This window comes from Streptomyces sp. DG2A-72 (genome assembly GCF_030499575.1).
Taxonomy (GTDB): Bacteria; Actinomycetota; Actinomycetes; order Streptomycetales; family Streptomycetaceae; genus Streptomyces.
Genome location: NZ_JASTLC010000001.1, coordinates 3,640,119 through 3,661,241, shown reverse-complemented (window position 1 = coordinate 3,661,241; position 21,123 = coordinate 3,640,119). Strand labels below are relative to the sequence as shown.

Here is a 21,123-nt window from a genome sequence, read left to right as displayed (position 1 = left end):
GGTCCCCTCACATCCGGAAGACGCCGAACTGGGGGTCACCCAGGGGCGCATTGGCGCACGCGGTCAGGGCCAGGCCCAGCACCTGACGGGTCTCCAGCGGGTCGATGACGCCGTCGTCCCAGAGCCGGGCGGTGGCGTAGTAAGCGTTCCCCTGACGCTCGTACTGCGCACGGATCGGCGCCTTGAAGTCCTCTTCCCCGTCCTCGGGCCAGGACTCGCCGCGGGCCTCCAGCTGGTCCCGCTTGACGGTGGCGAGGACGGAGGCGGCCTGTTCGCCGCCCATGACGGAGATCTTGGCGCCGGGCCACATCCACAGGAAGCGGGGGGAGTAGGCCCGGCCGCACATCGAGTAGTTGCCCGCGCCGTACGACCCGCCCACCACGACCGTCAGCTTCGGCACGCGCGTAGTGGCGACCGCCGTCACCATCTTGGCGCCGTGCTTGGCGATGCCCCCGGCCTCGTAGTCCCGGCCGACCATGAACCCGGAGATGTTCTGCAGGAACACCAGCGGGATCCCGCGCTGGTCGCACAGCTCGATGAAGTGGGCGCCCTTCTGGGCGGACTCCGAGAACAGGATGCCGTTGTTGGCGACGATGCCGACCGGGTGGCCGTGGATCCGGGCGAAGCCGGTGACCAGGGTCTGCCCGAACTCGGACTTGAACTCGGAGAAGCGGGAGCCGTCGGTGACGCGCGCGATGATCTCGCGGACGTCGTACGGGGTGCGGGGGTCGGCGGGCACGGCGCCGTACAGCCCGTACGGGTCGACCTTCGGCTCCGCGGCAGGCACCACATCCCAGGGCAGCGGCCCGCGCGCGGGAAGCGTGGCGACGATGTCGCGCACGATCCGCAGCGCGTGCGCGTCGTCCTCCGCGAGGTGGTCGGTCACACCGGACACGCGCGCGTGGACCTCGCCGCCGCCGAGCTCCTCCGCAGTGACGACCTCACCGGTGGCGGCCTTCACTAGCGGAGGCCCGCCGAGAAAGATGGTGCCCTGATTGCGGACGATCACGGCCTCGTCACTCATCGCGGGGACGTACGCCCCGCCGGCCGTGCACGAGCCGAGGACGGCCGCGATCTGCGGGATGCGCGCCGCGGACATCCGGGCCTGGTTGTAGAAGATCCGCCCGAAGTGCTCACGGTCGGGGAAGACCTCGTCCTGCATGGGGAGGAAGGCGCCGCCGGAGTCGACGAGACAGAGGCAGGGCAGCCGGTTCTCCAGGGCGACTTCCTGCGCCCGCAGATGCTTCTTCACGGTGATGGGGTAGTACGTGCCCCCCTTCACGGTGGCGTCATTGGCGACGATCACGCACTCGCGCCCGCCGACCCGCCCGATCCCGGCGATGACACCGGCCGCCGGGGCCTGTCCGTCGTACATCCCGTCGGCCGCGAGCGGGGCCAGCTCCAGGAAGGGCGAGCCAGGGTCGAGGAGGGTGTCGACCCGGTCGCGGGGCAGCAGCTTGCCGCGTGCGGTGTGGCGGGCACGGGCCTTTTCCCCGCCGCCCAGCCGGGCGGCGGCCAGCTTGCCGCGCAGCTCCTCGACGAGCGCCAGCTGTGCCGCCTCGTTGGCCCGCCAGGTCTCCGACGCGGGGTCTGCCGCGCTGTGGAGCTCCGGTGCCTGTTGCATTCCGCGGTCCCCTCACCTTGTTAATGAGCGTTAACGCATTTCCTCCAGGTTAACGACCGCTAACCTCCCTGTCTAGAATTGGCTTCATGGCCACCAGAACCGACGCCCCCACCCGCCGTGAGCAGATCCTCAAGGAAGCGGCCCGGCTCTTCGCCGAGCGTGGCTTCCACGGGGTCGGAGTCGACGAGATAGGCGCCGCGGTGGGTATCAGCGGCCCCGGCCTCTACCGGCACTTCGCGGGCAAGGACGCGATGCTCGCCGAGTTGCTCGTCGGCATCAGCGGCCAGCTGCTGACCGGCGGGAAGCGCCGGGTCGCCGAGGCCGACGGCAGCGCCGAGGCCGTCCTCGACTCCCTCATCGAGGGCCACATCGACTTCGCCCTCGACGACCGCCCCCTCATCACCCTGCACGACCGCGAGCTGGACCGCCTCCGCGACAGCGACCGCAAGCTCGTACGGCAGCTCCAGCGGCAGTACGTCGAGCTGTGGGTGGAGGTGGTGCGCAAGGTCTATCCCGGCATGACCGAACCGACGGTCCGCTCCGCCGTCCACTCGGTCTTCGGCCTGCTCAACTCGACACCGCACCTGGGACGGCCGGGGTCCCTGCCGGGGCGTGCGGCCACGGCGGAGCTGCTGCACCGGATGGCCCGGGGGGCGTTCGGGGCGGCGGAGGCGTGACGAGGGTTACGTAGGGACCGGTCTGGACGCGGCTTCGTACTCGCCGGTACGGTGAATGAGCAAGCGCTTAGACATGTACCGGTGGAGGTGGGCGGCGTGCGCCGTACGGTGTTCAACGAGGATCACGAGGCGTTCCGGGAGACCCTTCGCGCCTTCATCGAGGCCGAGGTCGTGCCGGTCTACGACGAGTGGTTCGCGGCCGGTCAGGCGCCGCGCGACTTCTACTACAAGCTGGCCGAGCTGGGCATCTTCGGCATCCGCGTGGACGAGGAGTTCGGCGGCGCCGGCATCGACTCGTACAAGTTCGAGGCCGTGATGTACGAGGAGACGGCTCGCGCGGGTGTGCAGTTCGGCGGCTCCGGTGTGCACGTGCTGCTCGGTCTGCCGTACATCAAGATGCTCGCCACCGACGAGCAGAAGAAGCGGTTCCTGCCGAAGTTCGTCTCCGGTGAGGAGATGTGGGCCCTGGCGATGACCGAGCCGGGCACCGGCTCCGACCTCGCGGGCATGAAGACCACCGCCAAGCTCAGCGAGGACGGCACGCACTACGTCCTCAACGGCGCCAAGACCTTCATCACGGGTGGCGTCCACGCCGACCGCGTGATCGTCTGCGCCCGGACGTCGGCGCCCACCGCCGAGGACCGTCGCTTCGGTATCTCCCTCTTCGCCGTGGACACCAAGTCCGAGGGCTACTCGGTCGGCCGGAAGCTCGACAAACTCGGGCTGAAGACCTCCGACACCGCCGAGCTGGCGTTCGTCGATGTCAAGGTCCCGGTCGAGGACCTGCTCGGCGAGGAGAACAAGGGCTTCTACTACCTCGGCCACAACCTGGCCTCCGAGCGCTGGGGCATCGCCTTCGGCGCCTACGCCCAGGCCAAGGCGGCCGTCCGGTTCGCCAAGGAGTACGTCCAGGACCGCACCGTCTTCGGCAAGACCGTCGCCTCGTTCCAGAACACCAAGTTCGAGCTGGCCGCCTGCCAGGCCGAGGTGGACGCGGCGGAAGCGGTCGCCGACCGCGCCCTCGAGGCCCTCGACGCCGGTGAGCTGACCCCGGCCGAGGCCGCCAGCGCCAAGCTGTTCTGCACCGAGGTCGCGCACCGCGTGATCGACCGCTGCCTCCAGCTGCACGGCGGCTACGGCTTCATGAACGAGTACCCGATCGCGCGTCTGTACGCGGACAACCGTGTGAACCGCATCTATGGCGGGACCAGCGAGATCATGAAGTCGATCATCGCGAAGGACATGGGCCTGTAAGGTTCCCGAAATTACCGGCCAGTAGAAAAGGTGCCATGAACCAGGCACTACAGGGTCTCCTCGATCTGCTCGACATCGAGCAGATCGAGGAGAACATCTTCCGCGGCCAGTCCCGCTCCGCCGTCATCCCACGCGTCTTCGGCGGACAGGTCGCGGCCCAGGCGCTCGTCGCCGCCGGGCGTACGGTCCCCGAGGACCGCTTCGCCCACTCTCTCCACGCGTACTTCCTGCGCATCGGCGACCCGGGCGCGCCCATCGTCTACAACGTCGACCGGATGAACGACGGCCGTTCCTTCACCACGCGCCGCGTGGTCGCGGTCCAGCACGGGCAGCCGATCTTCGCGCTCTCGGCGTCCTTCCAGAAATACGAGGAAGGCTTCGACCACCAGACCCCGATGCCGCCCGCCCCCGACCCGGCCACCCTCCCCACCGCCGAGGAACGGCTGCCGGCGTACGACCTCGCCCCCGAGATCGTCGAGAGGATGCTGAAGGCGCGGGCCGCCGTCGATCTGCGCTACGTCGACGACCCGCCGTACGGCCGCTACGGCGAGCTCCGCGAGCCGCACTCCCAGGTCTGGTTCCGCACCAACGGCAAACTGGCCGACGACCCCCTGCTCCACGTGGTCCTCGCCACCTACGTCTCCGACATGACCCTCCTCGACTCGGTCCTCCTCGCGCACGGGCGCGGGGGATGGGCGGTCGGGGACGTCGTCGGAGCCTCCCTGGACCACGCGATGTGGTTCCACCGGCCCTTCCGCGCCGACGAATGGCTCCTGTACGATCAGGAGTCGCCCTCCGCACACGGCGGCCGGGGGCTCGGACAGGCCCGTATCTACACCCAGGACGGCCAGCTCGCGATATCGGTGATCCAGGAGGGCGTGGTGCGCGCCCCCCGGCCTAGGTGAGCCCCGCCTCGGACAGCAGATACGCCGTCAGCGGGTCGTAGTACCGCGGGCTGAGGACGTGGTCGTCGAGGGGGACCGCCACCTGGAGGGTGCCCTCGGACTCGGCGAGGAAGAGCGCCGGGTCGTTGCAGTCCGCGTACCCCACGGAGTCGACGCCGTGCTGGGCGGCGTATCCGGCCCAGCCGTGGTCGGCGACGACCAGGTCGGGCAGCGGGCGGCCCTCCTGCTCCAGGGCGGTGAGGATGGCGCGCATAGGGGCGCCGGAGTGCGTGTGCCACAGCGTGGCGCCGTGCTCCAGCATCGCCACGTCCGCGAACTGCATGACGTATCCCTCGTCCGTCTGCAGCCCGTCCGGGATCACGACGATCTCGCAGCCGGCCGTGCGCAGCGCGGCGGCCGTCGCGCGGTGCACGTCGAGCAGGCCGCCGGGGTGGCCGGTGGCGAACAGCACCCGCTGCTCCCCGTCGGCCGCCTTGCGCAGCCGGGCCGCCATCCGCTCCAGGGCGTCGACCGTCAGCTCGGGGTCGATGGTGTCCTGGCCGTGCCGGTACTCCGGGTCGTCGTGCACACCCACCCGCTCGGTCATCACCGCGAGCACGTCCTGCTCGTCCGTCCAGCGCTCGCCGAGCTCGAGGCCGAGCCAGTAGTGCCGGTCGCCGTTGGCCAGCTTGCGGTAGTGGGAGAGGTTGTTCTCACGAGGCGTGGCCACGTCGCCCGCGATACGGGTCTTCACGAGGTGGTCGACGAGCTCGGCGCGGCTGGGGGTCCCGGATATCGGCATGGGAACCATTGTGAGGCAGACGGCAGTGCGAACACCCGGCGTCCCGCCCGCTGGGACACGCGTCACTCACCGTTTCCGCAGCGCGAACCACAACTCCATGCGTACGTCGGGATCGTCCAAGTCGGCGCCCAGCAACGCCGCGCACCGGGCGATCCGCTGCCGCACGGTGTTGCGGTGCACGGACAGCACGACGGCCGTACGGTCCCAACTCCCGTGCAGGGAAAGCCAGGTGCGCAGGGTCTCGGTGAGGGCCGGAGTGTCGACGGGAGCGAGGAGCGCGCGGGCGTGCGCCTCCGCCTCTTCCTGCGGGAGGAGTTCGGCGAGACCGGGGCGGGCGCCGTGCCGGACCAGGGCTGTGCGGGTGGCACGCGCGCGTGCCAGGGCGCGGGCCGCCTGTGTGTCGGCCGACGGCCACTCCTGCGGCGCGGCGGGCGCGCTGACGCCGAGCGTCCAGCCCGGCTGCGGCTCGGGCTCGCGCTCCGCTGGATGCCCGGAGGGGTCCGGCGTGATGGACGTTTCCTCCATCCTGTCGCGCTGCGGTGTACGAAACGTATAGTTCGCAGTCGCTTTTCGGCCTCCTATGGTCGACCTGGACCGGCAGTCGGCACGGTCGTCCGGGCCGCCGAACTCGCGTCCGAATCAGCCCCGGATCCCCAGTAGAGTCGAGGGCAGATGTATATACGCGACGAAGCGTAGGAAAGAAGGCATTTTTTCATGAGCAGCACCGAGACGCCCCGCGGCCCCGTCGACTCCTCCCGCATCCCGCGGTACGCCGGGCCCGCGACCTTCGCCCGGCTGCCGCGGCTCGACGAGGTCGGCCGTGCCGATGTCGCCGTGGTCGGCGTGCCGTTCGACTCGGGCGTCTCGTACCGGCCGGGCGCCCGCTTCGGCGGCAACGCGATCCGTGAGGCGTCCCGGCTGCTGCGGCCGTACAACCCGGCGCAGGACGCGTCACCCTTCGCGCTGGCGCAGGTCGCGGACGGCGGGGACATCGCGGTGAACCCGTTCAACATCAACGAGGCCGTTGAGACGGTCGAGGCGGCGGCGGACGAGCTGCTGGGGACGGGGGCCAGGCTGATGACCCTCGGTGGCGACCACACGATCGCGCTCCCGCTGCTCCGCTCCGTGGCCAAGAAGCACGGCCCGGTGGCGCTGCTGCACTTCGACGCGCACCTCGACACCTGGGACACGTACTTCGGCGCCGAGTACACACACGGGACGCCGTTCCGGCGGGCGGTGGAGGAGGGGATCCTGGACACCTCCGCCCTCTCGCACGTCGGTACACGCGGACCGCTGTACGGCAAGCAGGACCTGGACGACGACGCCAAGCTCGGCTTCGGCATCGTGACGTCCGCGGACGTGATGCGGCGCGGTGTCGACGAGGTCGCCGACCAGCTCCGCCAGCGCATCGGCGACCGCCCGCTGTACATCTCCATCGACATCGACTGCCTGGACCCGGCGCACGCGCCCGGCACGGGGACGCCGGAGGCGGGCGGCATGACGTCGAGGGAGCTGCTGGAGATCCTGCGGGGTCTGGCGTCCTGCAACCTGGTCTCGGCCGACGTCGTCGAGGTGGCCCCCGCGTACGATCACGCCGAGATCACGTCGGTGGCCGCGTCCCACACGGCGTACGAACTGACCACCATCATGTCGCGCCAGATCGCGGCGGCCCGGAAGGACTCGGAAGCCAAGTGACCCACGACCACGACCTGGTGCTCCGTCCGACCGAGGCACAGATCTCGGCCGCGCTGAATCCGCCCACCCGTCGCCCGGCCACCACCCCTCAAGGAGGCGCTTCGCGCCGCGTGATGACTGGCCGCAACGGCGGAGACCTGGTCGTGGAGACGCTGGCGGCGCTCGGCACCACGACGGTGTTCGGGCTGCCCGGCCAGCACGCGCTCGGCATGTTCGACGCGCTGCGGCGCAGCGACCTGCGGTACATCGGGCTCCGGGTGGAGAACAACGCCGGGTTCGCGGCCGACGCGTACGGCCGGATCACGGGCGAGGCGGCACCGCTGCTGCTGTCGACGGGACCGGGCGCGCTGACGTCACTGGCGGCGCTTCAGGAAGCGGCGGCGGCTTCGGCGCCCGTGCTCGCGATCAGCAGCCAGATCCCGACGGCGGGGCTGGGCGGTGGCCGCCACGGCTATCTGCACGAACTCCCGGACCAGGCGGCCTCGTTCAGGGGCGTGGTCAAGTCCGTCCACACCGTCCGTACGCAGTCACAGATCCCGTCCGCCATCGAGGCGGCCTGGAAGTCGGCGCTGACGGCCCCGCACGGCCCGGTGTGGGTGGAGATCCCGCACGACGTGCTGCTGGCGAAGACCTCGATCCCGGTGGTGACGGGCGGCGACGCCTTCCCCGACGAGCTGCCGCCGCGCCCCGAACTGACGGCGGTGGCAGCCGACTTGCTGTCGAAGGCTGCCCGCCCGGCGATCATCGCGGGCGGGGGAGTCGTACGGTCGGACGCCTCGGGCAAACTTCGTCGGCTCGCCGAGCGGGTGCAGGCGCCGGTGGTCACCACGCCCGGCGGCAAGGGCGCGTTCCCCTGGAAGCACCCGCTGTCGCTCCAGTCGTGGATCGAGGACCGGTACACCACGGACTTCCTGGAGGACGCCGACGTCCTGCTGGTGGTCGGCTCGGGTCTGGGTGAAGTGTCGTCCAACTACCACACGTTCAAGCCGCGCGGCCGGGTCGTCCAGATCGAGGCCGACCTCGGCAAGCTGGAGTCCAACCACCCGGCACTGGGCATCCACGCGGACGCGCGACTGGCGTTGCAGGCGCTGCTGGAGACGGTGGAGGAGCGGACGGACGCGTCGGCGCCGGAGCGGGTGCGGGCGGTCCTGGCGAAGGTTTCCGAGCGCATCGCCGCCCAGGAACTCACCCTGGAACAGGACGTGTTGGCCTCCGTACGCAGGGCCCTGCCCGCCGACTCGCCGTCCTTCTGGGACATGACGATCCTGGCCTACTGGGCCTGGTCCGCCTTCGACGCCAAGAGCCCCAACCTCCTGCACTCCGCCCAGGGCGCCGGCGGCCTCGGCTACGGCTTCCCGGCGGCGCTCGGTGCGGCAGCCGCGGATCCGACACGACCGGTGCTCGCGGTGTCCGGCGACGGAGGCGCCCTGTACTCGATCGCCGAGCTGGCGACGGCCAGGCAGTACGACCTGCCGGTCACCTGGCTCATCGTCGACGACGGCGGCTACGGCATCCTCCGCGAGTACATGACCGACGCGTTCGGGGAGGCGACGGCGACGGAGCTGACCCGGCCCGACTATGTGGCGCTGGCGGAGTCCTTCGGGGTCCCGGGGGTTCGCACGTCCCCCGAGACCCTGGAGACGGACCTGGCGAAGGCGCTGGCAGCACCGGGGCCCTCGGTGGTCGTTCTGCCGGCGGTGCTGCGCATGTTCGCGCCGACCCACCTGGGCTCGGACTGATCACCTGATCGGCTGTTCGCGGTGACCTTCACGGGATAGGTTCCGTGAGGTCGCAGGCGTCCCAGGCCGGGCCGATGTCAGATGCGGCCATTACTCTGAGCCCGGAGAGGAGGACAGCGTGCTGCTGAGGTTCCGCGTCGCGAACGTACGGTCCCTGCGAGACGAGCAGGAGCTGTCCTTCGTCGCGCCTGGCGACGGACAGGACGCGTCGGCGAATCCCCTGGAGCTTGCGGGCGGCGGATCCATCTCCGTCCTCCCGCTGATCGGCATCTTTGGGGCCAACGCCTCCGGCAAGTCGAATGTCCTGACCGCGATGACTGACATGCGCAACGCGGTCCTCAACTCCTATGCACGCTGGGCCTCTTACGACGGCATCCCGCGCCAGGTCTTCGCCCTGAGTCCCAAGAGCGAGAGCGAACCCTCCTTCTTCGAGGTCGACGTCGTCATCGACTCGGTCCGCTGGACGTACGGCTTCGAGCTCGGCGCCACCCGTGTCGAATCCGAGTGGCTGCACAGCTATCCGCGCGGCCGCCGTCAGGAATGGCTCGACCGCGACGCCTCCCGGCCGGACGTCTTCAAGTGGCGCGGCGGACGTGTCAGGGACCGGGCCCAGCTCGTACGGCGTACGCGGCCGAACGCACTGCTGCTCTCCACGGCCGGCACGGACAACCACCCGCAGCTCTCTCCGCTCTTCCACTGGTTTCGCCGCAACTTCTGGATGATCAACCCTGAGGTCGAGCGGGACGAGCGCGCACGGTACACCACGAGGGAGCTGTCAGGGCCGAGGGCCAACAGGATCCAGGAGTTGTTGCGGGTCGCCGACCTCGGCATCACCAGAGCGATGGTCGTCCATGACGGCACGGGCCAGGACACCGTGAAGCTGACGCACCATTCGGCTGCAGGGGACGTGTCCTTCGACTGGCAGGAGGAGTCCTACGGCACCCGCTCCTGGTTCGCTCTCCTCGGCCCCATGCTTCTTGCCCTCGACGAAGGCGCGGTCCTGCTCGTCGACGAACTCGACGCGAGCCTGCACTCCCGCTTCGCCGCAGAGGTCGTGCGGCTCTTCCACGACCCGTACGCGAACCCCAAGGGCGCCCAGCTGGTCTTCACGTCGCACGACGCGACGGTGCTCACCACCCCGAGCGGCGAGCGGCTCCTCGACCCCGGACAGGTCTGGCTGACGCAGAAGGACAAGGACGGGGCGACCGAGCTGTATCCGCTCACCGATGTGGAGCCGGGCGAGGACGAGGACCTCACGCAGTCGTACCTCGCGGGGGCCTTCGGCGGGGTTCCGGCCCTTCTGGAGGGGCAGATCGCGCGTCGGCTGCTCGTGGCGCGTGAGGCCGGGACGTACGACGAGTCAGGCGATCGATCGGACCGGGCGGGGCGGGACTGATGGGGCGGGCGCAGAAGGGCAAGGACTCGTGGGAGCGTCCGGCTCGGCGGGGCGGACAGCGCAGGCGTCAGGTCTTCATCTTCACCGAGGGCAAGGTGACCGAGCCCTCGTATCTCGACATCCTCAAGGACCAGGGCGTCCCAATGGCCGACGAGGTCCAGGTGGAGATGCACATCGCCAACCGCAGGGCGGACAGCGGACGCAAGCCGCTCGACCTCGTCGAGCAGGCGATCAAGCTGAAGCGCGAAGAGGACCGCAAGGCGAAGCGGGCCAAACTGGACGCGAAGTACCTGCCTGAAGTCTGGTGCCTCTTCGATCACGACAGGTACAAGTACATCCGCAACGCGCTGGAGCAGGCGGAGGGGGCTGGCATCGGAGTCGCCTTCTCGCATCCGTGCTTCGAGGTGTGGCGCCTCGCCCACTACAAGCCGGTCAGCGGCTCGTTCGCCGGGGTGTGCGACGGGGCGGCCGAGCGACTGCCGTTCCAGCGCGGCTCCCAGGACGCCAAGAGTCCCAAGGTCGTCCTGCCACACCAGGTCCTGGGCCGGTACAAGGCGGCGCGGAAGAACGCCGAGCGGATGAACAGCCAGCATGCGGCACATGTGGACAAGTGGGACCGGGACCCGTACACCGACGTGCATGAGTTCGTGGAGAAGGCACTGCACATCGACACGTACTGACCCCATCGGCCACAAACATGCGCTGATTTCGATATGGCCCCGGCCGGGCAATAAAGTCTCTCCGTTATCTAAGGTCGGGTCGTAGGGAGTCGCACGTGGCCAAGCTCACGCTCGCCCAGCTGGAACGGCATCTGTGGGCCGCCGCTGACATTTTGCGCGGCACGATGGACGCCTCCGAATACAAGGACTACATCTTCGGGCTGCTCTTCCTGAAGCGGGCCAATGACGAGTTCGAGGCGGCCAGGGACAAGCTCAGGGAGTACGCGGTCGAGAAGCTGAAGCTCAGCGACGAAGACCTTCCCGGCTATCTGGAGCAGGCGGGGCCCTACCGTAAGCGCGATGTGCTGTACGTGCCGGAGAAGGCCCGTTGGCACAAGGTCTCCGCTGCCACCTCCAACATCAACGAGATGAGCCTGCGTCCCGCGCTCCAAGCACTTGAGAGCCAGAACGCCAAGCTCAAAGGCCTCTTTGATCACCTCGACTTCAACCGCATCGGTGGATCGGGCGCCGCGTCCAGCACGGCCAAGCTTGCCGACCAGCGCCTGAAACTCCTCATCGCGCACTTCGGGCGGATCAGGCTGCGCACGGAGGACTTCGAGTTCCCCGACCTGATCGGTGCCGCGTACGAGTACCTGATCAAGGAGTTCGCGGACTCGGCCGGACGCAAGGGCGGCGAGTTCTACACTCCGCGCGCCGTGGTCCGCATGATGGTCGAACTCCTCGCCCCCACCGAGGACATGAGGATCTACGACCCGTGCGTTGGCTCGGGCGGCATGCTCATCCACGCGGCGGAGTACGTGGAGGAGCACGGTGGCGACACGTCATCGATGTTCTTCGCAGGGCAGGATGCCAACTCCGGCTCATGGATCATGTCGACGATGAACATGGTCCTGCACGGGGTGCGCCGCTTCGACCTGGCCACCGGGGACACGCTCTCGCAGCCGGCGCATGTACCGCGGTCGGATGAGGACCGCTTCGACGGAGTGCTCAGCAATCCGCCGTTCTCCTTGGACTACGCCCTCGCGGATCTGGCGCATCCGGCCGAGCGTGCCAAGTACGGGAAGACGAGCGAGCGCGGCAAGGCCGACCTGATGTTCCTCCAGCACATGTTGTGGGAGGCCAAGCGGGAGGGCCCTCGCGGTGGCATGGTGATCACGGTCATGCCCCACGGCGTGCTGTTCCGTGGCGGCGGTGAACAGGCCATTCGGACGGAACTGTTGGAGAAGGACGCCATCGAGGCGGTCATCGGCCTCGCACCGAACCTCTTCTACGGGACCGGCATCCCGGCCTGCATCCTGGTGTTGCGTCCGCCTGGGCGGAAGGACCCGGTGCGGGAGCGGAAGGTGTTGTTCATCAACGCCGACCGGGAGTTCCACTCGGAGCGGGCGCAGAACGTGCTGTTGCCCGAGCACGCCGAGAAGATCGTCTCTACGTTCCACGCGTACGCGGAGGTACCCGGCTTCTCGCGGATCGTGACCCGCGAGGAACTCGCCCTGAACGACGACAACCTCAACATCCGCCGGTACGTCGACAACACGCCGCCGCCCGAGCCGCAAGACGTGCGGGCGCATCTGGTGGGAGGTGTGCCGCGAGCGGAGATCGAGGCGAAGAAGCCGCTGCTCGACTCGTACGGGATCGGAGTAGCTGATCTGTTCGTGGAGCGGGAGCCCGCGGACCCGGTGTATGTGGACTTCCGGGGCGAGGTGGCGGGTGGCCGTCCTGAGCTGGGGGAGCTGGCCCGGCCTCGGGAGGAGGCGTTGCGGGCGGAGTTCGGCAAGTGGTGGGAGGAAGAGGCTGCCCGCCGGTTGGAGGCGGTGGCGGCCACACCTGAAGCTCTTGCTTCGTCTACGTCATCTGAGCGCAAGGCCGCGTTGATGGCGGTGCGGGGGCAGTTGATGAAGTCGTTCTGGGAACGGCTGGGCCGCGTCGGGTTGCTGGACCGGTATGCGCTGGCAGGGGCGGTCGCGGGTTGGTGGTACGACGCCAAGTACGACCTGCTCGCGCTGTCCGAGAACGGGTTCGGGGGTGTCGTCGACGGGTGGATCGAGAACGTCGACACGATGCTTTCGCCTGAACAGGACGCACGAACAAAGAAGTTGCGTACGAGGACGGCGGCGGAGCGGCGTCAGGCGTACGACCACAAGGTGGTTGCCGCCATTGCTCCCCGGTTCTTGGAGGAGCTGGCGGAGGCGGATGCGCGCAAGGCGGAGGCGGATGCGCGGTTCAAGGAGTTGAGTGCGCGGCTTTCCGGGGGCGGGGAGGAGCCGGAGACTGACGGTGACCCGTCTGATGGTGACGCTGACCCGGAGGAAGCCGCTCTGAGCGTCGAGGAGTTGGCCCAGCTCACGGCTGAGCTGGCGAAGGTGAAGAAGGCGCGCACGAAGGCAGGCGCAGACATCAAACGCCTTGAGACGGACTTCCATCGGTATCCGTATCCGAGCGACTCGCCCACGCTGAGGGAGGAGCCGCCGCGGTTGTTCCGGGCGCGGGAGGAGTTGGACGCGGAGGGGGAACGCCGGGTCGTGCTCGACCTGCTGCGGGACGACCTGGCGGCAAAGCTGGATGGCCATGTGGTGCGGTGGCAGTGGGAGTTGGCGGCGTCTTATGAGACGTGGGAGCAGAAGTATGCGGTGTCCTTGAGGGAGATTCGGGCGGGGCGGGAACGGGCGGCCGGAGAGCTGGATGGGTTCCTGAAGGAGCTCGGGTATGCGTGAGTTGGCTCCCGGGTGGACGTTGAGCAAGGTCGGTGACCTCTTTGACATGCAAATCGGCAAGAAGCTGAACAAGGAAGCATCAGCAGGGTTGGAGCAGCGCGAGTACGTCACTAACAAAGATGTTCAGTGGAATCGAATTCACTTCAAGAAGCTCAACCGAATGAGCTTCAGCGCTGCTGAAAGGGAGCGATTCAGGCTGCTGCCAGGGGACCTTCTTGTAACCGAAGGAGGGGAGGTGGGGCGGACGGCGATCTGGGAAGGTCAGCGGGAGGAGTGCTATTTTCAGATGTCGCTACACCGGCTGCGCACGCGCGGGGCGATCGAGCCGCGGTACATGCTCCATTACATGGCGTACGCCGCCCGATTCGACCTCTTCGTCAATGGTGTCAGTCAGACGAGCATCGCGCACTTGCCGCAGGACAAGTTCGCTGAACAACTTATCGCACACCCAGTAGACTTGGCGGAACAGCGGCGGATCGTTGAGGTGATCGACGGCGTCTCGGAGATGGAGCGTGGTATTGAGGCGTCCATCGCCAAGCTCCGTAGCGTGCGGAGAGGGGCTCTGCTGTCAGCCATGGAATCCGTGACTAGCGAAAGCCCGTTGCCGGGTTGGGCGCGTGTCCCGCTCAAAGAAGTTGTCCCGTCGGCTGAGTACGGGATCTCCGAAGCGCTCGACAGGGATGCGTGCGGCATGCCAGTGCTGCGGATGAACAACATCCAGGACGGCCGGATTGATGCGGAGGAGCTTCGGTACTGTCCGGTTCCGGTTCCGGAGAAGCTGTTCCTTCGGCGCGGCGACGTTCTGTTCAACAGGACCAACAGCATGGAGCACATCGGCAAGTCGGCAATCTGGCGCGACGAGCTACCGAACGCGACATTTGCGTCGTACCTGGTGCGCTTGATTCCTGATCTGCAGCGGGTGACGCCGGAGTATCTCGTCGAATGGCTGATGCACCCACTGGTTCGGCAACGAGTGCGGTCCATTTCTACGGTTGCTGTTCAGCAAGTGAACGTCAATCCGTCCCGGTTGCGGGAACTGGCGATTGATCTTCCAGTCGATCTGGCTGAACAGCGTCGCATCGTTGCGACATTGGAGGCATGCGATGAGCAGATGGACCGCGAGGTCGGGGAGTTGAACAAGCTTCGTCAGCTCAAACAAGGGCTCGTGGACGACCTGCTGTCCGGGCGGGCTGCCGTTTCGGCGGTGGCGTAACGACGTCCGGCTCTCGCCGTGGGGCGAAAGTTCGTGGCGGTCAGCGGCCAGGCAAGAGGACCCGGTCTTGACCGCCGTGAGGAGAACGGCGATCAGTTTGCCGACACAGGGAACAGCGCCGGGCCTATGCCGCCTTAGCTGAAGCTACCTCCCGTGCGCGGACGGCGAGCTCACGTACCGGCCGGGCGTTCGGGTGGCGGCGGAGTTCGGTGGCCATAGTGCGGAAGTGGTCGTCACCCCGGTTGGACGAGACGTGTTCGTACTCGTTCAGGAACCGTGACCAGCTCTCGCAGGCCGCGTCCAAGTGGCCGACGCGTAGCTGGCGTTGCGCGAGAAGGGCATAGGCGTGCACGCGGCCCTGGCGTTCCTGTTTCGGCTGGAGGCGGATCGACTGTTTCAGGGCTTTGATCGAGCCCGCGAAATCTTTCTCCTCGTACAGGACGTGGGAGACGTGGAAGAGGTACGCGGTCTGGTCGTAGCCGCCGATCGAATCCCTGCGGTTGTCCGCCTTCGACAGTGCGTCCTCTGCCTCTTTCAGGCGCGCGTGGGCTTGTTGCTTCAGGCCCACCATGGACGAGGAATGAGCCTGCTGGCCGCGTAGGAACGCCACGAGACGCGGGCCCGCAGAAGGGGCTGCTTCTGCTGCGAAGTCCGCGAGTTCCAGGGCCTTGGGACCGTAGCCCAGGTTGGAGGCCTGGAGGGACATGCCGCGCAGTGTCCTGCAGTAGGTGACGTGGTCTTCCGCCTCGCGCGCCAGGCCGAGGGCTTGGACGTAGTAGCGCTGCCCGAGGCCGTGGGCCTTCTCGTACATGGCCATCCAGCCGGTCAGGTACGTGAGGTCGAGGCCTGCCTGAGGGCCGAGGCGGTTCACCTGCTGTGCGAGCTGGGTCCTGGTCCATCGTGCCTGGTCAAGCAGGTTGTCCAGGGCGCGGTTGGGGGTGCGTTTCCCTGCCATGTCCTCAACTCCCAACGGCTTGTGTGGTGTTCAACGACGGCGTTCACGGCGTTCACGGTCCCACCGCCTTCCAACGGTACCTGCGGAGGGTGTCCGAACGGTTACCTCTTGCACACGCGCCGAGCGATCTCGGCCGAAAGGAAGGACCCCCGCGACCGCTAGCGACGGCCCGGGGGCATGGCCCTCAACTGCACTGGAGTTGAAGACGTGTTGCACCATATCGCCCGCCTCGTCGAGCCGCTGCTGCGGCTGCTGTGGCCCGCCTCCGGGCGGCACCGGCTCTCCGCCGGGGGAGGGGTGGCGCTCACCCCCGTACCTGCTGTCCCCGCCGCACCCAGCTGCCGCCCCTCCCCGTATGAAACCCCCATCCGTGGCGAGGACTCCCGACTCGTCCGCCCCTACCTCCTCGCCCACGAACAACGCGAGCAGGCCAGACAGCTACGCGCCCGTCGCCGTGCCCTCTGGCTCGCCGCGCACGGCATCGACGCAGGGCCACGGCGTATCCACGGCGTCGACGTCGGCCCGCGCCGAATCCGAGGCGTCGAGGTGGCCGCCGCATGATCTACGAGAGCTACGACGTCGCTGCCACCACCGTCAGCCGACCCCGTCTCCTCCCCTGGTCCAACCTCGACGGCAACCCCTGCTACCTCCTGACCGACAACACCGGCACCAGTCATCTCTCCCGCATTGCCGACGACGTCGAAGCCGTCCAGCTCGACATGGCCGACGACCTCCTCGACCACGCCGCCGATCTCCTCGGTGACGGCAAGGCCACCGCGCCCCAACTCCGTTTCCTCGTCGTTCGATTGACCGAGTCGTTGCACGACGTGCATCGCATCGCCCGGATCAGGGGAGCCCGTCTCCCCGTGCCCCACGACGACGAGGTCCTTGAGGCTGTCCCCGAGGAGGACACCGGCACCTGACCCGCCCGCCCCACCGAGCGTGCGGACGTACCACCACATAGCCCCGTACGTTCGCACGCTCAGCCGCGTCCTCCGTCCGGATCCCCTCCCCTTACCGCGCCCCCGGGCGCAGAATGGATCTCCGGGGAACAGAGGGACGTACGGAGGGGCGCGGGGCCGTGGTGGTGCACGTCGAGCGGGACGAGGTGGAGCGGCCGTTCGTCGCGCAGTTGGAGGCCATGGGGTGGACGCACGTCCCGGGCGCGGAGTTGGACACGCTTGACGCGGCTGTGCCGCTGCTCGTCGACCAACTAGGGCCCGCCCTACGTCGGATCAACCTCCGTGGCGGTGACGGTCAGCCCTGGATGGGCGATGACGACATCAGGCGGGTGGTGAGCGAGCTTGCCTCCCTCTCCCTCGGTAAGGGTGTCGTACACGCGAACATCGCTGCCACCGACATGCTGCTTCACGGCTGGACGCTGCCCTCGCCCTCCGCCGCGCACGGTGGGCCTTCCGCCACCGTCCAGTACGTCGAGTGGCACCCGGACCGTGTAACGCACAACACCTTCACCGTCGTCGACCAGCTCCGCGTGCGCAGCCGCTCCGGTGACCTGTCGATACTCGACCTCGTCCTCTTCGTGAACGGCATCCCGATCGTCGCTGTCGAGTGCAAGAGCGCCGATCTCGCCGAGCCCGTCCGTAGTGCCGTACTCGATCTCCGGCACTACGCCGGGAATCCCGTTCTGGACCTCGACGCCACCGGGACTCCGGTCCCCGCCGGGGTGCCGGAACTGTTCCGGACCGTGCAGCTTCTCGTTGCCGCGACCGGAGAGACCGCCCACCTCGGTACCGTCACCTCCGAGCCCGAGCACTTCCATCCGTGGCGCAGTGTCGAACCGGAGGAAGAGGGCACGCTGCGGCGGGAGTTGCGTACCGCCGGGCTGCTCGCGGACGGCGCCACATCCGCGTCCGAATCCGCACCTGCGCCGCTCGGCGAGCAGCAGAAGCTCGTCGGTGTGGTGCTGCGGCCGGCCGCCCTGCTCAACGTCGTACGGCACTACGTGATCCCGATGGCCGTCGAGTCGGGGGCGGACAGCGGGGCCGTGCGGACCGTCAAGGCCGTCGCCCGGCATCAGCAGTACCGGGCCGCCGAGAAAGCCGTACGCAGACTGCTGACCGGGCGGGCTCGTGCCGGGCGAGACACCGATGACGAGCGTGGCGGTGTCATCTGGCACACACAGGGCTCCGGTAAGTCGCTGACCATGACGTTTCTGGTACGACGGGTTCATCTGCACCATCGGCTCAGTGAGTTCATGGTGGTCGTGGTCACCGACCGCACCCAGTTGCAGACCCAGCTGTCGCGGACGCTGAAGCTCAGCGAGTCCGATGTCGAGACGGCGAAGACCCGGACGCAGATGGAAGGGCTGCTGCGGGACGGCGGGCGGCGCGTCGTCTTCGGGATGATCCAGAAGTACGGGACTGGGTTCACGTTCGCCGGGGACGCCGAAGGCAACGGGGACGACCGGGATCTGGTCGGGGAGGGTGAGGGAGCCGGGCAAGGAGAGCAAGCTGAAACTCAGGGACCCGTACCGGACTTTCCCGAGTGCAACACCTCGCCCGACATCCTCGTCCTCGTCGACGAGGCACATCGCTCACACACCAGCATCCTGCATGCCGCCCTGCGCAAGGCGATCCCGAACGCCGCCAAGATCGGGTTCACGGGAACGCCGATCATCACCGGGCGTGAGGAGGACACGCGCCGGATCTTCGGGCGCGGCGACTCTCCGCGGGGCTTCCTCGACGAGTACCGGATGGAGGATGCCGAGCACGACGGCGTCGTCGTCCGTATCCGCTACGAGGGGCGGACAGGGGAAGGCGAGGTCCGTGACGGGGAGGTCCTTGACGAGGGGTTCGACGACCTCGTCCGGGACCGCACTCCTGAGGAGCGGGCCGCGCTGCTCAAGCGGTGGCCCACCGAGCGGGACGTCGCCGAGTCCGTTCCCATGATCGAGGCGAAGGCCGAGGACATGCTGGAGCACTGGGTGACCACGGTGCTGCCTGGCGGCTTCAAGGCACAGGTCGCGGCCGTCAGCCGGAAGGCGGCCGTGCAGTACCACCACGCTTTGCGCAAGGCCCGTGACGAACTGCTCGCTGAGCTCGCCGAGTTCGCCCCGGAGTCGGTGGCCGGGATTCCGCTGGAGGAGCTGCCCGGCAGGCTGCGCTACCTCTACCAGGCCCACCAGTTCCGGGCTTTGCTGCGGCGGATCGACTTCGTTCCCGTCATCTCGCCGGGATCAGGGAACAAGCGAGGCGAGTGGAAGGAGTGGACCGACGCCGGTCGCCAGGAGGCATACACCGAGCGCTTCCAGAGGGCGTTCTCCGAGCTGGCACCCGATCCGGAGTGGGTCGCCGTGACCCCCTTCAATCCACCGCAAGCCCCGATACCGCCGATCGACCCCGCCGACGGCATGAACACCCCGTGGTCCGATGCCGTGAACAGCGAGACGCCGCTGCCCACCTCGGTGCCCGACCCCGTGCACCCCGACAGCCCCATCGCCTTCCTGATCGTAAAGTCCATGCTGCTTACGGGATTTGATGCCCCGCGCGAACAGGTGCTCTATCTGGACCGGCCGATCCGTGACGCCGAGCTGCTCCAGGCCGTCGCGCGTGTCAACCGCACCTCGCCCGGTAAGGAGGTCGGCTACGTCGTCGACTACTACGGAGTCTTCGAGCACCTCTCCAGCGCACTCGCCGGGTACCGGAACGCCGACGTCACCGACACCATGCGCAAGCTGTCCGACGAGGTGAACAACCTCGGGCCCGCTGCCCAAAAGGTCCGCGACTTCCTGCAGCACAACGGCATCGACGACGCAGAACTCGACCAGCTCGCGAAACTGGGGCCCGCGGCCCTCGCCCTGCAACCCGAAGCCCTGCGGTTCGACTTTGACGAGGTACTGCACGCGTTCCTCGCCACCCTTGAGCGCGTCCTTCCGCACGAGGACGCCCTCGACTACGTGGCGGACGCCAGGCGCTGGAGCCTCCTCCAGAAGCGGGTGCGGCGTCTGTGCAGGGACGCCGAGGGCGGCACGTTCACGCTGCGCCGGTACGGCCGCAAGGTCCGGGCCATGATTGCCGACCACCTCGAAGGCCCGGAGATCGATCAGGTCATTCCGCCGGTCTCGCTCACCGCACTCACCTTCGACGACGCCGTGCGGCGACTGCCGCCGCAGGAGGCCGCGGCGGAGATGGGCCATGCGCTCCGCTTCCATCTGGAGGAGCGGACGAAGCGGGAGGACCCCGCGAAATACGAGCGGCTCTCCAAGCGCCTGGAAGAGATCCTGCGCACGATGCCGGGTCGCTTCGAGGAGCAGATCGAGGAGTTCGGCCCGCTGATCGAGGAGGCCAGGCAAGAACAGGAGGAGTCCCCGGAACTCGCCGGTCTATCGCCGCTCGAACAGAAGGTGTACCGGCTGGTGGAGCAGATCCTGGAGGTCACCCCTGGGATCAGACTGGCCGACAGCGGTGACGTCAGACAGCTCACGGGCAAGGTGTGCGATGTGGCCACCCGGGCCATGGCCAGGGCGTCGTACCAGGGGCAGCACCAGGACATCAGCATGCTGGCCGGAGAGCTGCACGAAGTCCTGCTCAGTGGCGGTGTCCGGCCCGTGGTGGGCGCGGACTGGGCGCCGTTGGACAACGCGGCTGAGCGCCTGGCGTCTTTCGCGCAGGACAACCTTCGGCAGTTCCGGAGTAGGGCGAGGGGAGAATAGGCGGGTGACCGCGCCGGCCGATCCTTCGACCTACTCAGCCCCAGAGGCCCTGCTCACGGTGGACGGGCTGTCTCTGCGGGTGCGTGCCAGCGCGCGCAGGAAACGGTTCGCACTGACTGTCGAGGCTGACGCGACCCTCACCCTGCACACTCCTGCCGGGCGTTCGACAGCCGAGGCGGAGGAGTTCGTACGAGCTCACCGGGACTGGTTGGTGACAAAGCGGCGTGAGCGTGAGCGGACACGCCCGCTCAGCCCCGTCAAACAGATCACCGACGGAGAGGTCTTCCGCTATTTGGGGCGGACGTATCGTCTGGCTGTGTCCGGTGAGGAGGCGGTGGCCGAAGGGGTCAGGCTGATTGCGGGGCGCCTTGTCATGGGTCCGGATCTGGCGGCGGAGCCGCAGGCGGGGCGAGCAGCGCTTGTCGACTGGTACTGCCGGGCCGGCCGGACCTGGACGGGACATCGGCTCCAGCCCTGGGCGGCCCGCATGGGTGTGGCCGAGCCGGAACTGGAGGTGCGGGACCTGGGGGACCGATGGGGTTCCTATCGGCCGCCGCAGGACGGCTCGGGTGCCAAGGGGCTGATGAGTCTCGGGTGGCCGCTCTTCCAGCTGCCCATGCATCTGATCGACTACGTCATCGCACATGAACTGGCCCACGTGAAGGTGTCCGGTCACCGGGAGGACTTCTGGCGGCTGCTGCGGATCGCGCTGCCCGAGTACGAAGAGCGGCGGGCGGACCTCGACGAGCTGGGGCGGCGACTCTGGATGGGTGATATTCGGTGAGCTGGCCGAACTCCCCGCATAAATAGGGGAGTTC

At 68.2% G+C, this 21,123-nt stretch carries 15 protein-coding genes and 2 pseudogenes; 13 read left to right on the top strand and 4 right to left on the bottom strand.

What is annotated here, in order from left to right; all coding sequences use genetic code 11:
* Window positions 1-7: 7 nt before the first annotated feature.
* Complete coding sequence (locus tag QQY66_RS17265; protein WP_301981255.1) at window positions 8-1,624, bottom strand: carboxyl transferase domain-containing protein; 1,617 nt, start codon at window positions 1,622-1,624, stop codon at window positions 8-10.
* Between the two features lie 86 nt (window positions 1,625-1,710).
* On the opposite strand from QQY66_RS17265, the gene QQY66_RS17260 reads away from it, so the two are divergent.
* The 3 genes from QQY66_RS17260 (at window position 1,711) to QQY66_RS17250 (ending at window position 4,460) form a co-directional block, all read left to right on the top strand.
* Window positions 1,711-2,301 carry a TetR/AcrR family transcriptional regulator gene (locus QQY66_RS17260; protein ID WP_301981254.1) on the top strand — a complete coding sequence of 197 codons (591 nt, stop codon included), beginning with the start codon at window positions 1,711-1,713 and terminating at the stop codon, window positions 2,299-2,301.
* Window positions 2,302-2,397: 96 nt separating this feature from the next.
* Window positions 2,398-3,555 (top strand): acyl-CoA dehydrogenase family protein, encoded by a 1,158-nt coding sequence (locus QQY66_RS17255; protein WP_232033298.1) that lies wholly within the window; start codon window positions 2,398-2,400, stop codon window positions 3,553-3,555.
* 35 nt (window positions 3,556-3,590) lie between these two features.
* Window positions 3,591-4,460: an acyl-CoA thioesterase II gene (locus QQY66_RS17250; RefSeq protein WP_301981253.1), complete on the top strand. Its 870-nt coding sequence runs from the start codon at window positions 3,591-3,593 to the stop codon at window positions 4,458-4,460.
* On the opposite strand, the gene QQY66_RS17245 is transcribed toward QQY66_RS17250, so the two are convergent.
* Together QQY66_RS17245 and QQY66_RS17240 are read right to left on the bottom strand one after the other, a co-directional pair.
* Window positions 4,453-5,241, bottom strand: coding sequence for a phosphatase (locus QQY66_RS17245; RefSeq protein ID WP_301981252.1), 789 nt, complete (start codon window positions 5,239-5,241; stop codon window positions 4,453-4,455). The genes QQY66_RS17250 and QQY66_RS17245 overlap by 8 nt on opposite strands.
* Window positions 5,242-5,307: 66 nt before the next feature.
* Window positions 5,308-5,727, bottom strand: a pseudogene (locus QQY66_RS17240) (helix-turn-helix domain-containing protein); the annotation flags it as partial.
* 228 nt (window positions 5,728-5,955) lie between these two features.
* On the opposite strand from QQY66_RS17240, the gene speB reads away from it, so the two are divergent.
* The 6 genes from speB (at window position 5,956) to QQY66_RS17210 (ending at window position 14,678) form a co-directional block, all read left to right on the top strand.
* On the top strand, window positions 5,956-6,936 hold the full coding sequence (speB, locus tag QQY66_RS17235) for an agmatinase (protein WP_301981251.1): 981 nt from the start codon (window positions 5,956-5,958) through the stop codon (window positions 6,934-6,936).
* Window positions 6,933-8,675, top strand: a complete 1,743-nt coding sequence (locus QQY66_RS17230) for a thiamine pyrophosphate-binding protein (RefSeq protein WP_301981250.1) — start codon at window positions 6,933-6,935, stop codon at window positions 8,673-8,675. Before speB ends, QQY66_RS17230 begins: the two co-directional genes overlap by 4 nt.
* A 118-nt stretch (window positions 8,676-8,793) precedes the next feature.
* Window positions 8,794-10,071, top strand: a complete 1,278-nt coding sequence (locus tag QQY66_RS17225; protein ID WP_301981249.1) for an ATP/GTP-binding protein — start codon at window positions 8,794-8,796, stop codon at window positions 10,069-10,071.
* On the top strand, window positions 10,071-10,751 hold the full coding sequence (locus tag QQY66_RS17220; RefSeq protein ID WP_301981248.1) for an RloB family protein: 681 nt from the start codon (window positions 10,071-10,073) through the stop codon (window positions 10,749-10,751). The genes QQY66_RS17225 and QQY66_RS17220 overlap by 1 nt, the downstream gene beginning before the upstream one ends.
* A 95-nt stretch (window positions 10,752-10,846) precedes the next feature.
* The gene (locus tag QQY66_RS17215) at window positions 10,847-13,465 is read left to right on the top strand and encodes a class I SAM-dependent DNA methyltransferase (protein WP_301981247.1); all 2,619 of its coding nucleotides are present in this window, start codon (window positions 10,847-10,849) and stop codon (window positions 13,463-13,465) included.
* Complete coding sequence (locus QQY66_RS17210; protein WP_301981246.1) at window positions 13,458-14,678, top strand: restriction endonuclease subunit S; 1,221 nt, start codon at window positions 13,458-13,460, stop codon at window positions 14,676-14,678. Before QQY66_RS17215 ends, QQY66_RS17210 begins: the two co-directional genes overlap by 8 nt.
* A gap of 124 nt (window positions 14,679-14,802) precedes the next feature.
* Here QQY66_RS17210 and QQY66_RS17205 read toward each other — a convergent pair.
* Window positions 14,803-15,519, bottom strand: a pseudogene (locus QQY66_RS17205) (hypothetical protein); the annotation flags it as partial.
* A gap of 321 nt (window positions 15,520-15,840) precedes the next feature.
* On the opposite strand from QQY66_RS17205, the gene QQY66_RS17200 reads away from it, so the two are divergent.
* The 4 genes from QQY66_RS17200 to QQY66_RS17185 all read left to right on the top strand — a co-directional run bounded on the left by QQY66_RS17200 (window position 15,841) and on the right by QQY66_RS17185 (window position 21,089).
* Window positions 15,841-16,194, top strand: a complete 354-nt coding sequence (locus QQY66_RS17200) for a hypothetical protein (protein ID WP_301981245.1) — start codon at window positions 15,841-15,843, stop codon at window positions 16,192-16,194.
* The gene (locus QQY66_RS17195) at window positions 16,191-16,556 is read left to right on the top strand and encodes a hypothetical protein (protein ID WP_301981244.1); all 366 of its coding nucleotides are present in this window, start codon (window positions 16,191-16,193) and stop codon (window positions 16,554-16,556) included. Before QQY66_RS17200 ends, QQY66_RS17195 begins: the two co-directional genes overlap by 4 nt.
* A gap of 158 nt (window positions 16,557-16,714) precedes the next feature.
* On the top strand, window positions 16,715-20,305 hold the full coding sequence (locus QQY66_RS17190) for a type I restriction endonuclease subunit R (RefSeq protein ID WP_301981243.1): 3,591 nt from the start codon (window positions 16,715-16,717) through the stop codon (window positions 20,303-20,305).
* 4 nt (window positions 20,306-20,309) lie between these two features.
* On the top strand, window positions 20,310-21,089 hold the full coding sequence (locus QQY66_RS17185) for a M48 family metallopeptidase (RefSeq protein ID WP_301981242.1): 780 nt from the start codon (window positions 20,310-20,312) through the stop codon (window positions 21,087-21,089).
* Window positions 21,090-21,123: the final 34 nt, after the last annotated feature.